This window comes from Pseudomonas sp. B21-048 (assembly GCF_024748615.1).
GTDB lineage: Bacteria > Pseudomonadota > Gammaproteobacteria > Pseudomonadales > Pseudomonadaceae > Aquipseudomonas.
The window spans coordinates 5,675,276-5,698,323 of the sequence record NZ_CP087168.1; the positions used below are offsets into that span (position 1 = coordinate 5,675,276).

Genomic DNA, 23,048 nt, shown 5'->3' on the forward strand with positions numbered 1-23,048 from the left:
TCTTCAGGAGCAAGGCTGCCCCATGGATTATTTTGGACCGCATGTTTTCGGTTATCTGATCGCTCTGCTGCACACGCTGGGCTCGATAGCCGCCATCCATGCCGTATTGACCGTTCGGACCGCTCAAGGCTCGATCGCCTGGGCGCTGTCGCTGCTGTTCATTCCCTACCTCACGCTTATCCCTTATCTGGTCTTCGGCCGCAGCACCTTCGATGGCTATATCAAGGCCCGGCGGCAGGCCAACGAGGAAATGCGCAAGGCAATCTCCGAGCTGAACTGGCGCCCCTGGGTAGAAGAGGCGCTGGCTGCTCGTGCCTCCAGCGCCTACGCGTCGTTGAGGGCCATGCCGAAACTGGGGCGCATGCCGTGTCTGGCGAATAACGAAGTACACCTATTGATTGATGGCCAAGCCACCTTCGATGCGATTTTCGACGCCATCAGTAACGCCCGGCAAGCGGTGCTGATCCAGTTCTTCATCATCCACGATGACCGCCTCGGCCAACGCTTGCACACCTTGCTGACCAAGAAAGCTGCCGAAGGCGTGGCGATTTACCTGCTCTACGACCGTATCGGCAGCCACTCCCTGCCCCACGCTTATGTGCAACCGTTGCGCGATGCCGGCATTGAAGTCAAAGTCTTCGCCACCCGCAGTGGCTGGCTCAACCGCTTTCAGGTCAACTTCCGCAACCACCGCAAGATCGTGGTGGTCGACGGGATTGTCGGTTTTGTCGGCGGGCTCAACGTCGGCGACGAATACATGGGCGAGAAACCACCCCTGGCACCCTGGCGCGACACCCACGTTAAAGTGCGCGGGCCGGTGGTGGCCTGCATGCAGGAATCCTTCGCCGAAGACTGGTTCTGGGCGGCCCGCTCGCTGCCGCCACTGATCCTGCCGGAGGTTTATCCGGATGACGGCGTGCTCTGCCAATTGCTAGCCACCGGCCCGGCGGATTCCTACGAAACCTGTTCGCTGTTCTTCGTCGAAGCCATCCATGCGGCAGCGGAACGAGTGTGGATCACCACCCCTTACTTCATCCCCGACGAAGCGGTGTTCGCCGCGTTGCGATTGGCAGTGTTGCGTGGTGTGGATGTACGAATTTTGTTGCCGTCGCGGGCGGATCACCGGGTCGTCTACGCCGCTTCCAGCCTTTACGCCTTCGAAGCGGTACGTGCTGGCGTGCGCTTGTTCCGTTACCAGCCGGGGTTCATGCATCAGAAAGTGGTGCTGATCGACAGCGAAATCAGCGCCATTGGCAGCGCCAACCTGGACAACCGTTCGTTCCGGCTGAATTTCGAAGTGATGTTGCTGACGGTCGACAGTGCGTTTGCTGCCGAAGTGGAACAGATGCTCAACGATGACTTCGCCCAGGCTCACGAAATCGCCAAAGAAGAAAGCCGGGAGACCCACCGCCTGCAACAGATCGGCATGCGGATCGCCCGGCTTATTTCACCAATTCTTTAAGGGTTGTAAATGTCATCGCGGGTCCAGGGCAGTTCATGGCTGCCATCGGGATGGGCTTTCACCGCGAGGATTTGATGCAGGTTGATCCAGCCTCTTGCGAACGCATAGGCGCATCCCGCCAGGTACAACCGCCAGATGCGTAGAGCCTGTTCTGGCACCAGTTTGCCGGCAGCCTCCAGATTGTCTTCCAGGCGTTCGCTCCAGTGGTCCAGGGTTCGCGCGTAATGCAGACGCAGACTCTCGACATCGACGATCTCCAGACCCGCTTCGCTGATCTCGGCCGAGATCATCGCCAAGTGCGGCAACTCGCCGTTGGGAAACACGTACTTCTCGATGAACTCACCGGCACCGCGCCCGACCGGACGACCGTCGATGTGTTTGGCAGTGATCCCGTGGTTCATCACCAGGCCGCCCTCTTTCACCGCGCCGAACAAGGTTTTGCAGTACTCGGCCAGGTTCGCGTGGCCGACGTGTTCGAACATGCCGACGCTGACCACCTTGTCGAAGCGCCCGTCCTGAGGCAAATCGCGGTAGTCGAGCAGTTGCAGTTCGATCTGATCCTCCAGACCTTCGGCTTTCACCCGTTCGCGAGCCAGTTCCAATTGCTCCTTACTGAGCGTGATCCCAAACACCTTGGCGCCGAACTCCCGAGCAGCATACCGCGCCAACCCGCCCCAACCGCAACCGACATCCAGCAGATATTCACCTGGTTGCAACCGCAGCTTGCGGCACAGGTGGCGGAACTTGGCCTGTTGGGCTTGCTCGAGGGTTTCACTGCCGGTCTCGAAATAGGCGCAGGAATACGCCATGTCGCTGTCGAGCCACAGTTGGTAAAACGCGTTGGAGAGGTCGTAGTGGTAGGAGATGGCTTTGGCATCGGTTTCTTTGTCATGAACCGTGCGCACCGGTTGCGCATCTGCGTCTTCGTTGAGCAGCGCCTGACTCCATTCATCGCAGACACGAATCACATCGCTGATGGAGCCTTCCAGCTCTAGCTTGCCTTCGACAAACGCCGCCCCCAACGCGTCCAGGCTGGGATGGGTGAACTGGGTAACCATGTGGGGGTCCTTGACCACAATGGTGACGCTGGGCGTCGGCCCCAGATTGAACTCATGGCCGTCCCAGAGTCGCAAGCGAAGCGGTAATTGCAGATTCTGTAAGGCCGGTGGAAGTTGCGCGAGCATGAAAAGTCCCCCTTGTTTCAGACGTCAAATCTGAGGGTAGACCATCCTTGAAAAATAGCAGGCTATCGAATTAATAGCCTTTTTCTATTCCCGGTGTTGCCTGCAACACTGAAACCATCCAACGGGCGATCGTTGAAAATGACCGCCTTACCCTAGATGACTACAAACCCGGCACACAGTTCTGAAAAGTTGTAGACGCTCACACCTCATCCTTAAGCTTGAGTAGGGGTTCCTGAAAGCGTAGCAAACGCCAGGCATTACCGAGCACCAATAACGTGCTCAAATTGTGCAACAGCGCGGCAATCATCGCCCCTGCTGCGCCGAGCCAGCCGAATGCGGCGAACGCGACGATGGCGAGGGTCCAACCCAACCCGATAATCACGTTGACCTGCAAGGTCTGGCGGCATTGGCGACTCAAGCGCACGCAGGTCCCGAGCCGTCGCAGATCGCTGCCAATCAGTACGATATCGGCCGAGGCCAGCGCGATGTCCGCACCGCCTGCGCCCATGGCCACGCCGACCACACCGGCCTTGAGCGCCAGGGAATCGTTGATGCCGTCTCCCACCACCATCGGCCGGAATCCGCTGCCGATTTCTTTCAGCACACGATTGAGTTTGTCCTCGGGCAAGGCCTGGGCCTCGACATCGCTGATGCCCACATCCCGGGCCAGCGTGTGCGCAACGCTTTGCCGATCCCCGGTGAGCAACAGCTGACGACCCAAACCCAGTTCACGCAATTCGCTCAGGGCAAACCGCGCCTCGGGTTTGATACTGTCAGCGAGCAACAACCAGGCGAGAAATTCCCCGTTGAGCGCCAGCCCGGCAATCGGGCCATCGTGTTCGGGAACAGCTGAAGTGTCGATGCCCAATTGCGCGAACAGCTCCGGACGACCGAGGGCCGCTTCGCCCTGCTCGGTCATCGCCACCACACCCAGCCCCTGACGCTCGTGAATGTCAGAGAGCAGCAGAAAGTGTTCCTGAGTGACCAACCCGGCCAAGGCGCGGCTGACCGGGTGACTGCTGGCGGAACCGAGGCTGGCGGCGAGTTTCAGTACGTGACTGCGATCCTCCAGCGGGCTGTCGATGGATTGCAGGCGCAAGGTGCCGAATGTCAGGGTTCCGGTCTTGTCGACCACCAACGACGTCAGGTCAGCCAACTCTTCGAGGAACGCCGAGCTGCGAATCAGAATCCCGTGCCGAGCCGCCACCGCCACCCCGGCGATGGCCGTGGCCGGTGCCGACAACACCAGTGCGCAAGGGCAAGCCGCTACCAACACTGCGAGCATCGCTTGGGCATCATTGGTAACGAACCAGGTCACGGCGGCCAGCAGCAACACCAACACCATGTAGCTGCCGGCGTAGCGTTCGAGCAAACGGGTGATCGGCGGCTTGGAACGTTCGGCGCTTTGCATCAGCGCGATGACTTTACCCAAGGTCGATTCGTTACCGGTGCGGGTCACTTCAATGCGCAGCAGGCCATCAAGATTGATCGCCCCGCCGAACACCGACATGCCCACATCGACCTCCATTGGTACCGACTCACCGGTGATCGACGCGGTGTCGAGGCTTGCCTGCCCGGACAGCACCCGACCATCCGCCGGCACTCGATCACCGGCACGCACCTCCACGAGGTCACCAGCCTTGAGTGTGCCGCTGTCGACTTCAACGACGCAACCGTCAGCCTGAATCTTGCGCGCATGGCTACGAGTCAGTTTGCCGAGGGCACGAATCGCCTCCTGCGATCCGATTACGCTGCGCTCTTCCAGCACGTGACCGAAGATCATGATGATCGGCAACAGTGCCGCAGTGAGCAAATCACCAGTGGCCCAAGCGCCGAGCATGGCCAGGGCAATCAACTGATCGGTGATCCCGTGCAGACTCGGATAACGCAAGCTGTACCACGCCGAGCGCATGACCGGCACGGCCACCAGCAAGGAAGCGAAACCCAGCAGCAATTGGCTGACACCGGTCTGCTCCGGTGACAACCCGCGCCAGACCAGGCCTAGCGCAAGCAACCCCAGTGCAAGCATAGCCAGGGTCAACTGGCGCGCGGCGCTACGTTGTTCAGCCGAGGACAACATGCTCGGCGCGGCGGCGGTTTGGGCAGTCATTGCGCAGCTCCCTGAATGATCAGGCGGGAATCGTCTTTCGGATCAACCGTTGTCACCGAGCCGGCCTGCCCGAGAATCTTCGGCATCCGTTCACGGTAAATACGCAGCAGCATCTGCGGGTCGGTGCCCTCCTGTTCCGCCTTGGCCAAACTCAGCACCGTGGCGGTGTCGGCAGAGGCTTTGGCCAGGCGTTCGCTGGCTTGGGCGTGAGCCACTTGCAGCGTGCGGTCGGCTTGTTCGTTGGCGGACTGAGTCAGCTTCTCGGCTTCAGTGCGCGCGTTGGCCACGGCTTTGTCGGCCTGTTGGCTGGCGGTTAATACTGCGTTGAACGCGTTCACCGCCGGGCCAGGTAGACTCGATTGCACATCGACCCGCGCCACTTCGATGCCCAACCCCTGCCCGGTCGCCGTCAGTTCGGCCAAGCGCTGATTGATGCCCCGCACCAGATCGCCGCGTAGACGTTCGCGGCGCTCAGCGGCCTGATTGTCGGCACCGATCAGTTCCGGTCGAGCCACCAGAATGGTGTCCAGATCTCGTGCGGCGGTGAGCGCCACAGCACTGCGCGTCACCAGCCGATCCAGCGCCGGCAGTACATGCTCACCCTGAAGAACGAAGGCATAGGGCTCGGTGACTTTGTAGAACACCCGCACATCCAGTTGCACGACACCTGCATCACCGGTCAACAAATAACCAGAGCCGGCGAGCGCATCGCTGATGGGCGTGGCGAAACTCGCGACTCGATCCGCCTGCAATGCCGCATCCGTGCGCAGCAGATTTTCCACCCGACGCTCGATCACCCGATCGGCTGCCGGCAACAAGATTACCTGCTCGAACGGGCGCGGCCATGCCAACAATAAACCGGCATTTTGAATGCGATCCAGTGCGCTGAAGTGCAGCACCATGGCACGATTTTGCGGGTCGATTTGCCGCACATTGGAAAATGCCCACGTCAGCGCAGCCAGCACGGTCACGGCGTACAATGCCAAAAAAGCCAAGCGTCCGGCCTGAATCCAGGGGCTACTCAACTCATGTGTTCCACGTGGAACCAAATTCATGGCTGCGACCCGGACTTATTATCGAGCGTCGGCGGACCGTCAACCAATACCCGGAACGGCGCGGCATCGGTACGTAAGATCAATTTAGTGCCCGGCGTGACGATGGTGCCCAAGGTGTCGAGAGAGCGCAGCAAGTTGTAGAGCTGAGATGAACCGGCGTAGGCACGGCCGTAAATCTGCGCGGCTTCGACGCGGGATTGGGCTTCGATGTCCGCAGCTTTCACTGTCGCATCGGCTTGCACGATTCGCGCATCACGCTCGGCTGCAGAGCGAATTTGCGCGGCTTCACGCTTGCCGATGGCCGTGCGTTCAGTGGCGATGGTTTCACGCTCGGCGCGCATACGATCGACAGTCGCGGTGAGCGTCACCGACGGCAGGGTCAAACGCTCGATGCCGACTTGCAGCACTCGTACCCCATAGGTGGTAAGCAACTGCTGATCGATCTGCTGACGCAGCTGCGCTTCAAAATCGGCGATGCGCACTTGGTTGGCATCGGTGTTCACCAGGTTGGCCAGATCGAAACTGCTGGCGGTGGTTTCCAGCGCCGAGCCGACAAAAGTGCGAATCTGCCGCGCGGCTTCATCCGGCTGGTTCTGTACGGCGCGCATAAAGCGTTGCACGTTGTCTGGATCACCCTGCACCTGCCAGGCCACGTAGGCTTGCACAATGATGCGCAGGCCATCGCGTGTGCCCACATCCTGCAAACCACTGGAGGTGGTACGCAGCCGCAGATCCACCGGGATCGCCGCTTCGAATGGTGCCGGCCAGCGCCAGCCAAGACCCGGTTCCAGCAATACCCGCGATGGATTACCGAAGCGAGTGATGACCGTGGCTTCTCCCGAACGCACTTGCACCAGGCTCGCCGCCGCAATAGCAAACGCCACCAGCAACGCCGCCCAACCCATTCGCCGCCACGGGAAAGGGCCAGCTTCGTGTGGATCGCCGTGGTGATGAGGGTGATGGCCGTGATGCCCGCCATGGCCGTGATCGTGGCCGGTGTGGTCATCGTGATCGCGATTGTGTGTAGGCGTCGGCTGGCTCAATGGACGGCTCCTGGCTGAACGGTATTACGCGGCGGCGCAGGGTCAGCCGGCAGCGTGAATGTACGTAGGTCGATGGTCGGCGCATTACCGCTGCCGCCCAGACGATGATCGAGAACCAGCAGCTTGGCGTTGGCCAAACCTTGGGTCAGTTGGCTGAGGTATTGCTCCAGCACAAAAGCCTGGCCGGCGCTGGCGTAAGCCTTTCGCTCGGCGGCAAATTTCAGGTCGGCGGCCTGAGCGGTCGAGTTGATTTCATGAGCACTGGCGGTGGCTTGATCGTGAGCGATGCTGGCCTGCAACTGTGCCTGGTTGGTCGCCTCCGCCGCGGCCCCGCGCTCACGGGAAATCAATGCCTGAGCACCAATCTGCGCCGCTTGCACACCGTGATAAGCGTTGGCGGCCCCCGCTGGCGGATGGATGGCTTCAACCACCGTGGCAAGAATTTCCACGCCGCTGTCGAGTGTTTGCAGGTCAGCCTGCACCGCGCGACCGATCTCTTCGGCGAGCCCTACCCGGTCCCCGCCGAGTAAACCATCGAGGGTTCGCGAGGCGAAATAGTGAACCAGAATCCGGCTGGCGGTGCTGCGGATTAGCGTTGGCACATCGGCGCTGTTGTACGTTGCTGCCAGCGCCGCCTGATCACTCAGGCCGATGCGATAGACGAAGCGCACGTCCATATTGACGATCTGGAAGCTTTGCTTGTCGGCGCGGCTGCTGGCGATGACTTGGGATTTGTCGTTCACATGGCTGGCGTCCCATAAGCGATTGGCAATCGCCGGTGCCGGGCCTTCGGCTGGTTCGGCCGCGAGCGGTGCCGACGTTTCGCCCACGCTGGTGGCCAACTCGTGGACCACGCCGTTCTCGACGCTCAGCACGCGGCCCAGTGGCCACGGCAAACCGGCGTGCAAACCGGGACCGAAAACTTCCACCGGTTTGCCGAAACGCTCATAGATACCGCGCCCTTGCAGCGCAATTTCGTGAATGCCGGTGAGCGACCAACCGACGATTGCCACCACCGCCAGCACCGGCAAAAACGCCCGACGCATGTAGGTGAAGGCCCAGATTTGCCGCAGATCGATACCGAAGCGGTTGTGCAGTTCGTGCTGCAATGCGAGCAAAGGTTGCGGCGGCCAGCGCAGCATGTCGGCGACAAAACTTCGTGCCAGCAAGGCCGGTTCAAGTTGTTCACGACGGGGACTGAACAGCGACAACACGGCACGCAGCAGCCACTCGATGGCGACCAGCCCCGGCAGCAAGCCGATCAGCACCGCCAGACGCACCGGCCAGACCGATGATTCGCTGCCGAACAACAAACACAGGGCGCTGAGCACCAGGCAAATAATCGCGACCCGCGTCAGCTGCGCCAACGACCCTGCTTCGGGCCACTGGGCGGCGTTTTCCTGCGCCAGTTGCCGCTCCAGCACCAGCAAACCGAAAGCCAGCAGCAACGACAGCGCGGCGCCGATACTGGCCGACAACCCCAGCGCAGCGGGCGGCAAGGTCAGATTCCAGACTTGCTCGATGCTGTACAACGTCAACAACGCCCAGCCGCCAAGCCAAAGCGTCGGTGCACCGATCTGCCCCAGCAAGCGCAACCAACGCTGACTGATCCGGTCCAGCAACCGCTCGTACCAGCCTTCACCGGCAACGACTTCCTCAGCGACAACCACCGGCACTAACACGGCCGGATTCATCGCCCGTGCGCGCCACTGCGTTACCCACCAGGCCGATTGCAGGCCGGCAACCAGCACCAACAAACCGGCGCTCTGATTGACCAGCAACGCCGGCCAAAGCGACTGCGGCGCAAACAGACCGACAAAAAACGCCAGCACCAACCCTGTGCCAGCCAAGGCACCCAAACCGATTGCCAATTGTCGCAATCGACGTCCTTGAACGACCGCCTGCTGATAGCGCGGCAGCCCTGCTATCTGTGCTCCATCGCCATCGAGATCGACTTGCATACCACCCCAGCCATCGCTCACATCACAATTCGTTACGATATAACGAAAGTGGTGAAATATTCGTCGTAAATCGCTCTATCTAAAAGCGCTGAACCTGTCGCCACGCTGAAGCCTTGACCGAAATGGCTCGAAACGCACATATTACGTTCGTAATTTTTATCGAAGGCTTCCCTTTTTCCCAGGAGTACCACCTATGAGCACCTATGACGTCGTGATTCTGGGCGCAGGCCCCGGCGGTTATAACGCAGCGATCCGCGCCGGCCAACTGGGTCTGAAAGCGGCGTGCGTGGAAGGCCGCGCCACCTTGGGCGGGACCTGCCTGAATGTCGGCTGCATGCCGTCCAAAGCCCTGCTGCATGCCTCCGAACTCTACGACGCGGCCATGGGGGCGGAATTCGCCAACCTGGGGATTGAGGTCAAACCTGTCCTCAACCTGGCTCAAATGATGAAACAGAAGGATGAAAGCGTTACCGGGCTGACCAAAGGCATCGAGTTTCTATTTCGCAAAAACAAAGTCGACTGGATCAAGGGCTGGGGCCACATCGACGGGCCGGGCAAAGTCACGGTGACCGACAGCCAGGGCGTCAAGACCGAGCTGAGCACCAAGGACATCGTTATCGCCACCGGTTCCGAACCCACTCCCCTGCCCGGCGTGGACATCGATAACAAACGCATCCTCGACTCCACGGGCGCGCTGTCGCTGGGCGAAGTACCGAAGCACCTGGTGGTGATCGGGGCCGGGGTGATCGGCCTGGAGCTGGGCTCGGTATGGCGGCGCCTAGGTGCTCAGGTGACGGTGGTCGAATTTCTCGATCGGATCTGCCCCGGTGTAGATGGCGAAGCGGGCAAGACTCTTCAGCGCTCATTGAGCAAGCAAGGCATCAGCTTCAAGTTGAGTTCGAAAGTCACCCGCGCCACGACGTCGGCGAGCGGTGTCCAGCTCAGCGTCGAACCGGCCGCGGGTGGCATCGCCGAGTTACTTGAAGCCGATTACGTGTTGGTGGCCATTGGTCGACGCCCTTACACCCAAGGCCTGGGACTGGAAAACGTCGGCCTCGCCACGGACAAACGCGGCATGCTCGCCAACAAGGGCCACCGCACCGAAGCGGCGGGCGTCTGGGTGATCGGTGATGTCACGTCGGGGCCGATGCTCGCCCACAAGGCCGAAGACGAAGCCATGGCCTGCATCGAGCAGATCGTCGGCAAGGCCGGTGAGGTCAATTACAACCTGATCCCCAGCGTGATCTACACCAAACCGGAGCTGGCCAGCGTCGGCAAGACCGAAGAACAGCTGAAGGCCGAAGGTCGCGCCTACAAGGTCGGTAAATTTCCCTTCACCGCCAACAGCCGGGCGAAGATCAATCACGAAACCGAAGGCTTCGCCAAAGTATTGGCCGATGAGCGCACCGACGAAGTCCTCGGCGTGCATCTTGTGGGCCCGAGCGTCAGTGAAATGATTGGCGAATATTGCGTGGCCATGGAGTTCAGCGCCTCGGCCGAAGACATCGCCCTGACCTGTCATCCCCACCCGACCCGCTCCGAAGCCTTGCGCCAGGCGGCAATGGATGTGGAGGGAATGGCGACGCAGATGTAGGGCCGGAGATTGGCGGCAGCTGGTCTACCGCTTGATCGTTCCCACGCTCTGCGTGGGAATGCAGCCCGTGACGCTCCGCGTTACATCAAGAGCCGAACACGGAGCGTCCGTAGAGGCATTCCCACGCAGAGCATGGGAACGATCCTAACTCGGTCTAAAGCGGCAAATGCTCCAACGGCAATGCCCCCGGCGTCTTCACCGTGTGAATCGCAAAGTTGCTGCGGATGTCGCTCACACCCGGCAATTTCAGCAGTCGGCCGGTGAGAAAACGGTCGTAAGCACGTAAATCCGGCACCACCACTTGCAGCAGAAAATCCGATTCCCCTGACACCAGGAACGCCGAAATCACCTCAGGCAATGCCGTCACGGCCAGGCGAAAGGCTTCGGCCTGTTCATCGTTGTGTCGTTCGACTTTGACCCCGACAAACACTGTCAGCCCAAGGCCCACTTCATCTCGATCCAGATTGGCCTGATAGCCGCGAATCACGCCTGCTTCTTCCAGCATCCGTACCCGACGCAAACAAGGCGAGGCGGACAAACCGATTTCGTCAGCCAATTGCACGTTGCTCAGGCGACCGTCCCGTTGCAGCGCCGCGAGAATCTTGCGGTCGTAGGCATCCAGTTTCATGGTTTGGCAGATCCCGATGGTTAGATCATCATAAAGTGGCAGGTTATGCCAAATATTGAAGCTTTAGAAGCTGACTACGCAACCACCTGCCCTGCTCTTCAGCCATAGACTGATCCCACCAAATCGACAACGAATGGGGTGCAACATGGCAGGACTCTGGCTGCTTTTCATGGCTCTGGCGGTGGTGTACCTGTTGCCGGGCCCGGACATGATTCTGCTGTTGCAGACCGGCGCACGTCAGGGCAAAGGCGCGGCGCTGGCCACGGCGTTGGGGCTGGGCGTGGCGCGTGGTTGTCATGTGGCCTTGGCGGCGTTGGGTTTGGCGGCGCTGTTCAAGACGGCGCCCTGGACCTTCGACGTGGTGCGCCTGATCGGGGCTGCGTACCTGCTGTGGATCGGCATTCAATGTCTGCGCACCACGATGCTGCCGAGCTTGAACGGGACAGACGCAACCACCGAGAAACCGCATTGGCGCGAGGCGATCCAGCGCGGTTTGCTGACTAACCTGCTCAACCCCAAGGCGCTGCTGTTCTGCTCGGTGCTATTGCCGCAGTTCATCGAACCTCACGCCGGGCCCGTGCTCGCGCAATTTGCGACGCTGGGCGTGATGCTGGTCGGTGTCGGGTTGTTGTTCGACAGCGCCTACGCGCTGGTCGGCGCCGCACTGGGCCGCTGGCTGCAACGCAGTCCATCGGCCCAGCGGGTGCAGCAGTGGTTGTTCGGCAGCCTGCTGATCGGCTTCGCGGTTCGGCTGACCTTTGTGCAGCAGGCCTGAGCTTTACCGCGCTTTACGACGGCGGCGACTGATCAACAGCAAAGCCGCCGCCGTGATCGCCACAATAGCGCCTACCTGCACCGGTTTCTTGTAGGGCCGCAGCATCGAACGCGTAGCATCGGTGGCCTGGGTGACATAACGTTTGCTGGCGTTCTGAAAGTCGGGATAAGGGCATTGGTGACCGAAGTTCACCGCCCAATCCACGTACGGCCCTTCTTTCACATAGCGTTGATAGAAGGCACTTTCTTCTTCAAGGCTGGTGTTCCACCCCGCCGCCGCACACAACACCGCCGCAAAAGCCTGGCTGGTATGAGGCAGACTATCGGCAGCACGACTGGCCAAAGCCGTTGCGACATAACGATAGTGATAACGCTGATCGGGTTGAGCGGCGCTGGCTTGCTGACGCAAGACTTCATCTTCAGCCACTAACGGGCCGACCTTTAGCTCACGGCTCTCAAGGCTGTAATTACCACCGAATGTGGCGTAATCCGGCGCCATTTCGTAGCCGAGAAGTTCCATGCCCCATTGGCGTGCCGTCGAAGCGGCGTTGAACAACGCCGCGGCACGTTTGGTCGGCCACCAGGCAGCATCCGCCTCCTGACGCAACTGCCCGTACGCCTTGGCCTTGTTCTGCAGATCGACGTTGTCGAAGTAAGCCGGTGCTTCGTCATAACGCCCTTCACGCAGCAGGCGCCGCCCGAGCAAATTGCGCAGGTTCGCGGCTACCGACAACGGCACATAATTGTCGCGATCCTGCTGGCTGAGCGGCGGCGGTGCGGGCACCTGAGTGTCGACGTACTGCTTGAGTTCATCGAGGGTCAGCACCCGCTCGGCAACAGTGGCCGCGTCGTACCAGTAGATGTTTTGGCTGCGATAGAGCTGATCGAAGGCTTGCAGATAATCGCCGCGTTGCAGGGCCAGGATCGCGCTTTCGCCGTCGACCCGGCACTTGGGCTGCACCGTTTCGTAATCCCAGTCCGGGGTCCGTCGTTCGCCCCAGGATTCGTTCTGCGGGAAGGCCTGGGCTGCCTTGGCATACGCCGCGGCGGCAGCGCCTTTGTCGCCATCACGCAACGCCAGTTTCGCCCGCAGCCACCAAGCGAGACCGCCGTCACCGGCCTGTTCGAGGAAGGCTTTGGCACTGGCGTAATCGCCCTGTTGATAATTCATCGCCGCCAGGCGATCCGCGTTATCCAGGCTGCCGCGAGTGCTGTTTTGCAGCAACTTGATCAGTTTCTGTTCGCTTGGCGGCTGATCACCAAATGACCAGCCCAGTCGACTGATCAACGACGCCGTCACCAATTGCTGCACCGCTTTGCCCTTGAGCAATACGGCCAGTTGATCGTCAGGCACTGCCATCAGATCAGCCATCAACAACTTCAACGAGCTGTAGCCCACCGCCGAACCGTGGAGGTTCTGCGTGGCGTAGAGTTCGATGGCGCTATCCCAATCGCCAGCGGTGCGGGCCACTCGCGCTTCTTCGCCGAGGCTGGCAACTCCCAGCTCCAACGGATCACTGAAGCCGTCGATGCTCAATTGACGAGTCTGCTCGAAAGCCTTTCGAGATTGAGCCAACAGGTCGGGACCCGCGCCCGCCTCTGAACTCATGGCAAACAGTGCCCGCCCCAACGAGTAAGCCGCCCAAGTACTGCGCAACGCGCGTTGATCCGCCGGCAGCGCCAGCACCTTCTGAAAGTACTCCGCGGCCAAACCAAGGTCACCGGCGTTGAACGCCACAGCGCCCGCCAGATAGAACCTATGCTCGGTCGGCAGGCTCGCGCCTTGCTCTTCAACCTGATGGGCATCTGTGAGGCTACGCAGTTGTTGCACCAGCGCTTGCTGCTCAGGCGTCAGGCCGGCCTGTTCGGCGGTGTTCCGCTGACCCGCGTAATCAGGCGCATCGCCGTAACCGTCCCCCGGAATGTTGGTGGCTGCGGTGACATTTTTCAGTCCCGCGATGGCGTGCCCGAGGCGGTTGATCTCGACGTTGAAGTTGCCTTCCGGCAGTTCCGTCAGCGACTGCCCACGGTTGTCCAGCAGCCGCATGGGGAAGTCCGGCCCGCAGGCCAGCGCCGAACCCAACGGCAGGCTGAGGCTCAGGCAAAGCATATGGCGGGGCCAGTTACGGGTGAACATTCGAACCTCCTTGATCAATAGTTGCGCAGCGTGCCCAACCGATGGCGCGCTGCCCGCCGGCGGGGATTCGCCCCTCGCGCAGGCGGGTGAAGGTAAGCAGATCCGGGCGCTGTTGCAATGCATAACCGGCCAATGCATCGGCGCCATCGCAGCCCTGCACCGCCAGTGTCAGGCGTTCGGGCCAGGCGCTGTCGAGGTTGCCTTGGTTGCTGACGCCGATGTCGTAGAGGCCGTCCTGCGCCAAGAGCTTCAGCCCCACGCGGCTGTCGAGCGTATCGCCACGCGCCACAGCGATTAGCGTCGTCAGGCTCCAGGCCCTGCGATCATTGACTAGCGGCAGACGAAACCAGATCAATCCGGCCAGATGAGCCGGAGGATCGGCGCGTAACTCGGCACCGAGTTTGCTCAGTTGCAGCGGATCCGCCAGCAACTCCCGTCGATCGCCACCCCGGTCGATAGACACTTCGCTTTCCACGATCGGCGCGCCACTGGCCCCCGGCAACAACGCCACGCCATAAGCCGGCAGCGCCAGATAAAACGGTTTCGAGGTGATACGGCTCCAGGCCCTGGCCCATTGCCGTGCCTGATTCGGGTCGAACAGCCCACGCCGTGGATCGCTCACCGCGTGCACCTGCAATACGCTGCTGTCGACCGTCGCCAGCAACGCCGGCAATTCAGGGCTGTCGAGCCAGGCCGGCAACGCGGTGATGCTCAGAGGCAAGGACGCCGGCAGAACAGCACGTAAATGCGTGAGGAATTCGTGGTAGGCCGGTAGCCGGGCGTTACCCGCATCGTGGTCGATTTCCACGCCAGAGAGGATCAGCCCCTGCCCTTGCCAATCGCTGAGCACCTGATGGATGTGCGCGATGACCTCGTCCTGATCCAGCCCCTTGAGCTGGCCATCCAGACGAATCACCGCAATCAGCGGTCGGCCATCACGCTTGAGCAGCACCGGATCGATCCGCGCCCGGCTCCAACCAGCCTGAGGAAACGCCTGCAAAGCCAGCACGCGCAAGGTCGAGAAATCGGCGCGGCTGTCGCGCAGCGCGGCGTCATGGGCCAACGTCCATTGCCGTTGCCAGACATAGAGTTGCTGATCGAGCGGTGGCGCGTCCGGTCGCTCGCAACCGTTGAGCAACACCGCTGCCAGCAAAACGATCAAGCGTGTGAAAAAAACCATGAAAAACCTTATCCCTGAAATACAAAAAGGGCCTCTCAAGGCCCTTTATCGCTCTGCTCGTTACCCTACTCAGCCATTGGCTTGCGGGCAATGATCACCTGAATTTTCGGTGGAAGAGAAATCCCTGTCCTACGCAAGCCTCGCTCCTACAGAGGCGCAGGTTTTGGTATGGCAACGTTATCCAGCATCCGGTTCACCGCCAGTTCTGCCAGCATGACGATCTGTTGAATCGCCATCGCCGTGTGCCGGTGCGGCCCTTCCAGATACCCCGCAAAATCACTCGCCATCACACTGGCCTGAGCCAACGATTCACAGGTGTGGGCCAACAGGTCTTCGTCTTTGATATCCGGCGCAACCATATACATGGTGCTCGGCTTGCGGGCCTCGGGGGATTTGAGGGCGGAGGGGTTGAGGTAGTGATCGAGCGCGCGGTTAGCGGCTTCGTGGAGTTTTTTTGAATCGAGGGATTCGTAGGGGGAAACGTCATCAGTTTCCGGGGGATTCGGTGTTGCTTTGAACATGATGAAACTCCATTCGAGGACTGGAGTTCGCCAACACTGCGACCAAGCAGAGGGGTGGCGAACCGTACGCGGGTTGGTCGACCAGGGAATGGAACCCGGCAGGGCCTAAGCCCTCCCACGCACAGCTCGCCATGAAGCAAGCATAAAAGTGCACCATTCTAAACCTGGGCGACCAAACCCGATCACTGAATTTGCAGCGCCCCCCAAAGCCTATCCACCCCATTTCCGACCGACAACCGTCAAAACTTGTCGGAAACATCCCCCCAAAATCATCGTCTGTAGGACTGCCTAAAGATCAAAAGATCGCAGTCTTCGGCAGCTCCTACGCAGGATTTGTTTACACCCTGTAGGAACTGCCGAAGGCTCGGGCCGCGTTCGGACGATCTTTTTCTAAACCTGAGCTTGCAGGCGCGAATTCGCCTGCGCCCAGGTGCCGGTCAGCAAACTTTTGGGTGACACGCCGTCAAAGCGCCAGCGCAAGGCCAGCGCCGCGGGTCGACGCACCACGCGCTCCACCTCGAATGTCCACAGCCGCTCGGCGCCTTGAAAGGCTTCGACCTGCGGGCCTTCGAGGATGATTTGCGTACGACCGCTGAGGTGCAGCAGGTCGCCCGTATCGAAATCGATGAACAGCAAACCGGCTCGAGGATTGGTCAGCAGGTTGCCCAACGTGTTGAAGAACATATTGCCGGCGAAGTCCGGGATGGTCAGGCGATTGCCCTCCACCTGGACGAAACCGGCCTGGCCACCCCGGTGAGAAACGTCCACCGAACGTTGGTCATCGACGTCCACATAACTGGCGACAAAGAAGGTATCGGCGCCGGTGATCATGGCTTTGGCCGCGTCATCCAGCCCGTTGAGGTGCTGCGCGATACGGGTCGCCGGATCCGCCAAGGGCACCGAGCGAAACTGGCGCAATTGAATGTATTGCGGGCAATTGCCGAAAGACTGCTCCACCTTCACCTCGAAGCCGCTCGCCGTCACAGCGCCGACTCGACCATTGAGACGGTTGCGACGTCGGGTGTGCAACTCAATACCGAGCAGACCGATCGCCGCACCGTCTTGCAGTTGTGCAGGATCGTCGCGGCCAGGCAGGCTGCCGAACTGCAGCAGCGTAGGCTCTGGAGAATGGGCAAAACCCGGCGCTCCTTCAAGAATGCTGGCCCAAGGGTTGCCGTCGGCATCCACCGCGCCGTACAGCATGAACGGCAGTTGCTGATAGAACGCGCGGTGCTGATCCGGCATCTCGCTGCGAATCACCCTACGACCTAATGCGTCCATTCGCTCGGCAACACCCACGTGAGCCTGCAACTGTTTCTCGCCTGCGTGCCAAGGTGAACGTTCCATAACGGCTTCTCCCCTGCGCTCATCGCGCAATAAGAACGGCCCGGCTGAGTCGGGCCGTGAGCATCAGGAAGTTTTTTGCAAACCGGCGACGGTGCGCGGCATGCCGACAAACCCTGGCAAGGTTTCAATCCGCGCCAGCCACGCGCGGATGTTGGCGTAGTCATCCAGCGACACATTGCCTTCCGGTGCATGGGCGATGTAGCTGTACGCGGCGATGTCGGCGATGGTCGGCTCGCTACCGGCCAGATAGGGAGTTGCGCCCAGTTCCTGATCGATCACTTTGAGCCAGGTATGGGCGTATGCGATCACCTCTTGCGCGTTGTAAGGCGCACCAAACACCGTGATCAGCCTTGCCCTGGCAGGGCCAAAGGCAATCGGCCCGGCGGCGACCGACAACCAGCGCTGAACCTTGGCCGCGCCGACCGGATCGGTTGGCAGCCAGTGGCCGTTGCCGTATTTCAGCGCAAGGTAGACCAGGATCGCGTTGGAATCGGCCAGCACCACGCCTTGATCATCAATCACCGGAACCTGACCAAACGGGTTGAGTGCCAGGAAGTCCGGTTGCTTGTGCGCGCCCTTGGCCAAATCGACGAAGATCAGCTCGGTCGGCAGTTGCAACAGCGACAGCATCAGCTCCACACGGTGAGCGTGGCCGGAACGGGGGAAGTTGTAGAGCTTGATGGCTTGCATGGTCGACTCCGCTGGGTGGTGGCGCCGTTCAAGAAAGATCAGCGCCGATAGGGGGCTATCTTCCATCCGCAACCAAAACAACAGAATAGCCAGCAAACGCAATCCATTATTTCAGCTAGTGCAATAACCCTTTAACCACGCAAGGCAGGGTGTTCGCGCAGTACCTTCACCGCGAAGTCCACAAAACTACGAACCCGCACCGGGGCTTTGCGCCCACCCTGGTAGACCACATGAATGGGCAATGGCGGCAGTTCGAAGTCGGCCAGAACGATTTCCAGCTCACCGGCGGCGACCTTGCTCGCCACTTGATACGACAGCACCCGGGTCAGTCCCAATCCCATGGCGGCGGCAGTGATAGCCGCCTGATTGGCGGTGACCACCAGACGCGGTTCCGGACGAACGCTGATCGGCTCTCCCCCGTCAAGGAACGGCCAGCTTCTGTGCTGCCCAATGGACGAGGTAGCGATGATCGGGGCTGCGCTCAAATCTGCAGGATGCCGAGGCCGGCCATGGTCACTCAGGAATCCAGGGGAAGCGCAGATCACCCGCCGCACTTCGCCCACGCGAATTGCATGCTGATTGCTGTCAGGCAACTCACCGATGCGCACGGCCACATCGATGCCCTCCTCGACCATGCTCACCACCCGGTCGACCAGTACGGCATTGATGCTGACTTCAGGGAATTGAGTCAGGTAACCGACCATGACCGGCGTGACGAATAACTCACCGAACAATACCGGCGCCGTGATCGTCAGTTGCCCACGGGGTTGGGCGTGGCTCCCGGCTGCCGAATCCTCGGCTTCCTGCACCTCGGTGAGAATTCTCCGACAGTCCTCCAGATAACGCTGACCCGCCTCGCTCAAGTGCACGCTGCGGGTGGTACGCGTCAGCAATTGGGTGCCTATGCGTTTCTCCAGCGCCGCCACCGCGCGGGTGACACTGGCCGCCGACATCCCCAACCGCCGCGCCGCCGCCGAGAAGCCTTGCTCCTGGGCGACGGTGGCGAAGACTTGCATTTCCTGGAAGCGATCCATCGGGCATGCCCTTTATTCAGATAAAAAAAATCGCAACCATAGGCTGCGATTTTTATTGTTTCGATCACCTGTGGATAACTTATTCCACCGTCACCGACTTCGCCAGGTTACGCGGCTGATCAACGTCAGTACCTTTCAATACAGCCACGTAGTACGAAAGCAGTTGCAACGGAATGGTGTAGAGAATCGGCGACAGGATGTCGTGGATATGCGGCATCTGGACGACATGCGTGCCTTCGCCATTGGTCATGCCGGCCTGCTCGTCGGCGAAGACGATCAGCTCACCACCACGGGCGCGGACTTCCTGGAGGTTGGACTTCAGCTTCTCCAGCAACTCGTTGTTCGGCGCCACGGTGACCACCGGCATGTCGTTATCCACAAGCGCCAACGGGCCATGTTTCAGTTCGCCCGCCGGGTAGGCTTCCGCGTGAATGTAGGAGATTTCCTTGAGCTTGAGGGCCCCTTCCATCGCCACCGGGAATTGCGCGCCACGACCGAGGAACAATGTGTGGTTCTTCTCGGCGAACAGCTCGGCGATTTTCTCCACGGTGCTATCCATGGCCAGCGCTTCGCCCAAACGGGTCGGCAGGCGACGCAGTTCTTCGACCAGTGTGGCTTCGACGCCTTCGGCCAACGTCCCGCGAACCTGACCCAGAGACAGGGTCAGCAACAGCAGGCCAACCAGTTGAGTGGTGAAGGCTTTGGTCGAGGCTACGCCGATTTCGCGACCGGCCTGGGTCAACAGGGTCAGGTCCGATTCACGCACCAGGGAGCTGATGCCGACGTTGCAGATGGCCAGGCTGGCGAGGAAACCGAGCTCCTTGGCATTGCGCAGCGCGGCCAAAGTGTCGGCGGTTTCACCTGACTGGGAGATGCTCACGAACAGGGTGTCCGGCTGCACCACTACCTTGCGATAGCGGAATTCGCTGGCGACTTCGACCTGACACGGGATGCCAGCCAGTTCTTCAAGCCAGTAACGGGCAACCATGCCGGCGTGATAGCTGGTGCCGCAGGCGACGATCTGTACATTGCGCACCTTGGCGAACAGCTCGGCAGCTTCCGGACCGAATGCCTGAACCAGCACCTGGTTCTGACTCAGGCGACCTTCAAGGGTGCGCTGCACCACGGCCGGTTGCTCGTGAATTTCCTTAAGCATGTAATGGCGAAATTCACCCTTGTCAGCCGCTTCGGCACCGTCGCGGTATTGAACGCTTTCACGCTCGACGAGCACGCCATTGATGTCCCAGATCTGCACGCTGTCGCGACGGATTTCGGCGATATCGCCTTCTTCCAGGTACATGAAACGGTCGGTCACCTGACGTAGCGCCAATTGGTCGGAAGCCAGGAAGTTCTCCCCCATACCCAGACCGATCACCAATGGGCTGCCACTGCGGGCCGCCACCAGGCGATCCGGTTGAAGCGCGCTGATCACCGCCAAACCGTAAGCACCATGCAGTTCTTGCACGGTCGCTTTCAGAGCCACCGTCAGGTCGGGTTGCAGCTTGAGTTTTTCGTGCAGCAAATGCGCGATCACTTCAGTGTCAGTGTCCGACGTGAACACGTGGCCCAGAGCCTTGAGTTGCTCGCGCAGGGCTTCATGGTTCTCGATGATGCCGTTGTGCACCACCGCCAGATCGCCGGAAAAATGTGGGTGAGCATTGCGTTCACACGGCGCGCCGTGAGTCGCCCAGCGGGTATGGGCAATGCCCAGACGGCCGACCAAAGGCTCTTCGATCAGCGCCTGTTCCAGTTCGCTGACCTTGCCCGGACGACGCGTGCGCAAGAGTTTTTCATCGTTGGTGTACACCGCCACACCGGCGCTGTCATAGCCACGATATTCCAGACGCTTGAGGCCTTCGAGCAGGATGGCGGTAATGTTACGTTCTGCGACTGCACCGACAATTCCACACATGCTAATTCTCCTGACTGACGGCGGCGCAGATCAAATTAATGCCGCGGTCCTGAATCTGATCGCGTGCCGCAAGTGGCAGGCGATCATCGGTAATGAGGGTATGGACACTGCTCCATGGCAGCTCCAGATTGGGAATTTTGCGGCCGATCTTGTCGGCCTCGACCATCACGATCACTTCGCGGGCAACTTCGGCCATGACACGGCTCAAGCCCAACAATTCATTGAAGGTGGTGGTCCCGCGCACCAGATCGATGCCATCGGCACCGATAAATAGCTGATCAAAGTCATATGAGCGTAGTACTTGCTCGGCCACCTGACCCTGGAAGGACTCGGAATGCGGGTCCCAGGTCCCCCCGGTCATCAACAGCACTGGCTCATGCTCGAGTTCGCTCAAAGCGTTGGCGACATTCAGGGAGTTGGTCATCACCACCAGACCCGGTTGTTGGCCGAGTTCCGGAATCATCGCGGCGGTGGTGCTGCCGCTGTCGATGATGATTCGCGCATGCTCGCGGATCCGTGTGACGGCGGCGCGGGCAATGGCCTGCTTGTATTTGGAAACGGGTTGGCCGAGGTCGGCGACCAACTCCTGAGGCATGGTGATCGCTCCGCCATAACGACGCAGCAACAGACCGTTGCTTTCAAGTGCCGCCAAGTCCTTGCGAATCGTAACTTCCGAGGTTTCGAAGCGCTTGGCCAATTCATCCACACTAACTTCGCCCTGCTCATTGAGTAAGGCAAGGATGTTGTGGCGGCGTTGGGGTGTGTTGCGCTTTGACATGGTTTGATAAGTTTCGTTTCGAAAGATAACGTAAGCAATCAAAACCTATTAGCGAAACTTCGTCAAGTCGGCATCAGAAAAAAAGATGTGTGGATAACCCATAAAAAAGATCGCCCGAAGGCTCGGGCCGCGATCGGACGATCTTTTGATCTTACTGTGGATAACTCAGCTCTTCTTGATCTTCTCCGGCCGTTTCCAGCCATCGATGTTCTTCTGCCGAGCGCGACCCACGGCCAACTGAGCCTTATCCACATTCTGGGTAATGGTCGAACCGGCCGCCGTCGTCGCACCCGCCGAGATATCCACAGGCGCCACCAACGAGTTATTGGAACCGATGAATACATCTTCACCCAACACGGTTTTCCACTTGTTGGCCCCGTCATAGTTACAGGTGATGGTGCCTGCGCCGATGTTGGTACGCGCACCGATTTCGGCGTCGCCCAGATACGTCAGGTGACCGGCCTTGGCACCTTCGCCCAGGTGAGCGTTCTTCAGCTCTACGAAGTTACCCACATGCGCGCGAGCTTCCAGCACCGTGCCCGGACGCAAACGAGCGAACGGACCAGCATCGCTGTCTTCACCGAGTATTGCGCCTTCGATATGGCTGTTGGCCTTGATCACCACGCCTTTGCGCAGGGTACTGTCCTTGATCACGCAGTTCGGGCCGATCACCACGTCGTCCTCGATGACCACTTTGCCTTCGAGGATCACGTTGATGTCGATCAGTACATCGCGACCGACAGTGATCTCACCACGCACATCGAAACGTGCCGGGTCGCGCAAGGTCACGCCCTGAGCCATCAAACGACGGGCAGCGCGCAGCTGATAGTGGCGCTCAAGCTCGGCCAGTTGCTTGCGATCGTTGGCGCCCTGCACTTCCATAGGGTCGTGGGGTTGCTCGGTGGCCACCACCAGACCATCGCTGACCGCCATTTCGATGACATCGGTCAGGTAGTACTCACCCTGAACATTGTTGTTCGACAGACGGCTCGTCCAGTCGGCCAAGCGATCGGCAGGAACAGCAAGGATGCCAGTATTGCCTTCGTTGATAGCACGTTGAGCCTCGTTGGCATCCTTGTGTTCAACGATGGCTGCAACATTACCGTCAGTGTCGCGCACGATGCGGCCATAACCAGTCGCATCGTCCAGTTCGACGGTCAGCAGGCCCATTTGCCCTGGCACGACATGCTTGAGCAACCGTTGCAGGGTTTCGACTTCGATCAAGGGTACATCGCCGTACAGAATCAGCACGGTATCGGACTCGATGAACGGCACAGCCTGGGCCACCGCATGTCCAGTACCCAGCTGTTGATCCTGCAGGACGAAATTCAGGTCATCGGCCGCCAGACGCTCGCGCACGGCTTCAGCGCCATGACCGATCACCACATGGATGCGTTGTGGATCAAGTTGCCGGGCGCTGTGGATAACATGGCCAAGCATTGAATTACCGGCAACAGGGTGCAGAACTTTCGGCAAGGCCGAACGCATGCGCGTGCCTTGGCCGGCAGCGAGGATAACGATTTCAAGAGACATGACAGGCTACTAATCCTGGGAGGTCAGCGACTGCGACCGGGTGATGAAAGTCGGAAAAGAAAAAAGGGTAGCCGAGGCTACCCTTTTTAATCAATCACACAATTA

At 60.1% G+C, this 23,048-nt stretch carries 17 protein-coding genes and 1 pseudogene; 3 read left to right on the plus strand and 15 right to left on the minus strand.

Annotation, left to right across the window (positions count from 1 at the left end; all coding sequences use genetic code 11):
* The first annotated feature begins 22 nt into the window (after positions 1 to 22).
* Positions 23 to 1,462 (plus strand): cardiolipin synthase, encoded by a 1,440-nt coding sequence (gene cls, locus LOY56_RS26655; protein WP_258618429.1) that lies wholly within the window; start codon positions 23 to 25, stop codon positions 1,460 to 1,462.
* Here cls and cfaB read toward each other — a convergent pair.
* The 5 genes from cfaB to hflK (LOY56_RS26680) all read right to left on the minus strand — a co-directional run bounded on the left by cfaB (position 1,459) and on the right by hflK (LOY56_RS26680) (position 8,815).
* On the minus strand, positions 1,459 to 2,646 hold the full coding sequence (gene cfaB / locus LOY56_RS26660) for a C17 cyclopropane fatty acid synthase CfaB (RefSeq protein WP_258618431.1): 1,188 nt from the start codon (positions 2,644 to 2,646) through the stop codon (positions 1,459 to 1,461). The genes cls and cfaB overlap by 4 nt on opposite strands.
* Positions 2,647 to 2,845: 199 nt before the next feature.
* A complete protein-coding gene (locus tag LOY56_RS26665; protein ID WP_258618433.1) occupies positions 2,846 to 4,756 on the minus strand; it encodes a heavy metal translocating P-type ATPase in 1,911 nt (636 codons plus the stop codon).
* Complete coding sequence (gene hflK, locus LOY56_RS26670; protein ID WP_258618435.1) at positions 4,753 to 5,811, minus strand: protease modulator HflK; 1,059 nt, start codon at positions 5,809 to 5,811, stop codon at positions 4,753 to 4,755. Before hflK (LOY56_RS26670) ends, LOY56_RS26665 begins: the two co-directional genes overlap by 4 nt.
* The gene (gene hflC / locus LOY56_RS26675; RefSeq protein WP_258618438.1) at positions 5,808 to 6,854 is read right to left on the minus strand and encodes a protease modulator HflC; all 1,047 of its coding nucleotides are present in this window, start codon (positions 6,852 to 6,854) and stop codon (positions 5,808 to 5,810) included. Before hflC ends, hflK (LOY56_RS26670) begins: the two co-directional genes overlap by 4 nt.
* Positions 6,851 to 8,815, minus strand: coding sequence for a protease modulator HflK (gene hflK / locus LOY56_RS26680; RefSeq protein ID WP_258622909.1), 1,965 nt, complete (start codon positions 8,813 to 8,815; stop codon positions 6,851 to 6,853). Before hflK (LOY56_RS26680) ends, hflC begins: the two co-directional genes overlap by 4 nt.
* A gap of 193 nt (positions 8,816 to 9,008) precedes the next feature.
* Here hflK (LOY56_RS26680) and lpdA point away from each other — a divergent pair, with 193 nt between their 5' ends.
* On the plus strand, positions 9,009 to 10,409 hold the full coding sequence (gene lpdA, locus LOY56_RS26685; RefSeq protein ID WP_258618441.1) for a dihydrolipoyl dehydrogenase: 1,401 nt from the start codon (positions 9,009 to 9,011) through the stop codon (positions 10,407 to 10,409).
* Between the two features lie 154 nt (positions 10,410 to 10,563).
* Here the strand turns inward: lpdA and LOY56_RS26690 are convergent, their stop codons facing one another.
* Positions 10,564 to 11,037 carry an Lrp/AsnC family transcriptional regulator gene (locus LOY56_RS26690; protein ID WP_038980472.1) on the minus strand — a complete coding sequence of 158 codons (474 nt, stop codon included), beginning with the start codon at positions 11,035 to 11,037 and terminating at the stop codon, positions 10,564 to 10,566.
* A 145-nt stretch (positions 11,038 to 11,182) separates the two neighbouring features.
* Here LOY56_RS26690 and LOY56_RS26695 point away from each other — a divergent pair, with 145 nt between their 5' ends.
* Positions 11,183 to 11,812, plus strand: a complete 630-nt coding sequence (locus LOY56_RS26695) for a LysE family translocator (protein ID WP_258618444.1) — start codon at positions 11,183 to 11,185, stop codon at positions 11,810 to 11,812.
* Between the two features lie 3 nt (positions 11,813 to 11,815).
* Here LOY56_RS26695 and LOY56_RS26700 read toward each other — a convergent pair whose 3' ends face one another.
* The 9 genes and pseudogenes from LOY56_RS26700 to glmU form a co-directional block, all read right to left on the minus strand.
* Positions 11,816 to 13,948, minus strand: coding sequence for a hypothetical protein (locus tag LOY56_RS26700; protein ID WP_258618446.1), 2,133 nt, complete (start codon positions 13,946 to 13,948; stop codon positions 11,816 to 11,818).
* Positions 13,935 to 15,128, minus strand: a complete 1,194-nt coding sequence (locus LOY56_RS26705) for a DUF3142 domain-containing protein (RefSeq protein ID WP_258618447.1) — start codon at positions 15,126 to 15,128, stop codon at positions 13,935 to 13,937. The genes LOY56_RS26700 and LOY56_RS26705 overlap by 14 nt, the downstream gene beginning before the upstream one ends.
* A 146-nt stretch (positions 15,129 to 15,274) precedes the next feature.
* Positions 15,275 to 15,649 carry a DUF6124 family protein gene (locus LOY56_RS26710; protein ID WP_258618449.1) on the minus strand — a complete coding sequence of 125 codons (375 nt, stop codon included), beginning with the start codon at positions 15,647 to 15,649 and terminating at the stop codon, positions 15,275 to 15,277.
* 396 nt (positions 15,650 to 16,045) lie between these two features.
* A pseudogene (locus tag LOY56_RS26715) lies at positions 16,046 to 16,996 on the minus strand (pyridoxamine 5'-phosphate oxidase family protein); the annotation flags it as partial.
* Positions 16,997 to 17,059: 63 nt separating this feature from the next.
* Complete coding sequence (locus LOY56_RS26720; protein ID WP_258618450.1) at positions 17,060 to 17,686, minus strand: glutathione S-transferase family protein; 627 nt, start codon at positions 17,684 to 17,686, stop codon at positions 17,060 to 17,062.
* Positions 17,687 to 17,817: 131 nt separating this feature from the next.
* Entirely contained in the window at positions 17,818 to 18,720 is a 903-nt protein-coding gene (locus LOY56_RS26725) for a LysR family transcriptional regulator (RefSeq protein ID WP_258618451.1), read from the minus strand.
* A 79-nt stretch (positions 18,721 to 18,799) separates the two neighbouring features.
* Positions 18,800 to 20,632 (minus strand): glutamine--fructose-6-phosphate transaminase (isomerizing), encoded by a 1,833-nt coding sequence (glmS, locus tag LOY56_RS26730; protein ID WP_258618455.1) that lies wholly within the window; start codon positions 20,630 to 20,632, stop codon positions 18,800 to 18,802.
* Position 20,633: 1 nt separating this feature from the next.
* On the minus strand, positions 20,634 to 21,410 hold the full coding sequence (locus LOY56_RS26735; RefSeq protein ID WP_258618456.1) for a DeoR/GlpR family DNA-binding transcription regulator: 777 nt from the start codon (positions 21,408 to 21,410) through the stop codon (positions 20,634 to 20,636).
* A 165-nt stretch (positions 21,411 to 21,575) separates the two neighbouring features.
* The gene (gene glmU / locus LOY56_RS26740; protein WP_258618461.1) at positions 21,576 to 22,943 is read right to left on the minus strand and encodes a bifunctional UDP-N-acetylglucosamine diphosphorylase/glucosamine-1-phosphate N-acetyltransferase GlmU; all 1,368 of its coding nucleotides are present in this window, start codon (positions 22,941 to 22,943) and stop codon (positions 21,576 to 21,578) included.
* Positions 22,944 to 23,048 lie beyond the last annotated feature (105 nt).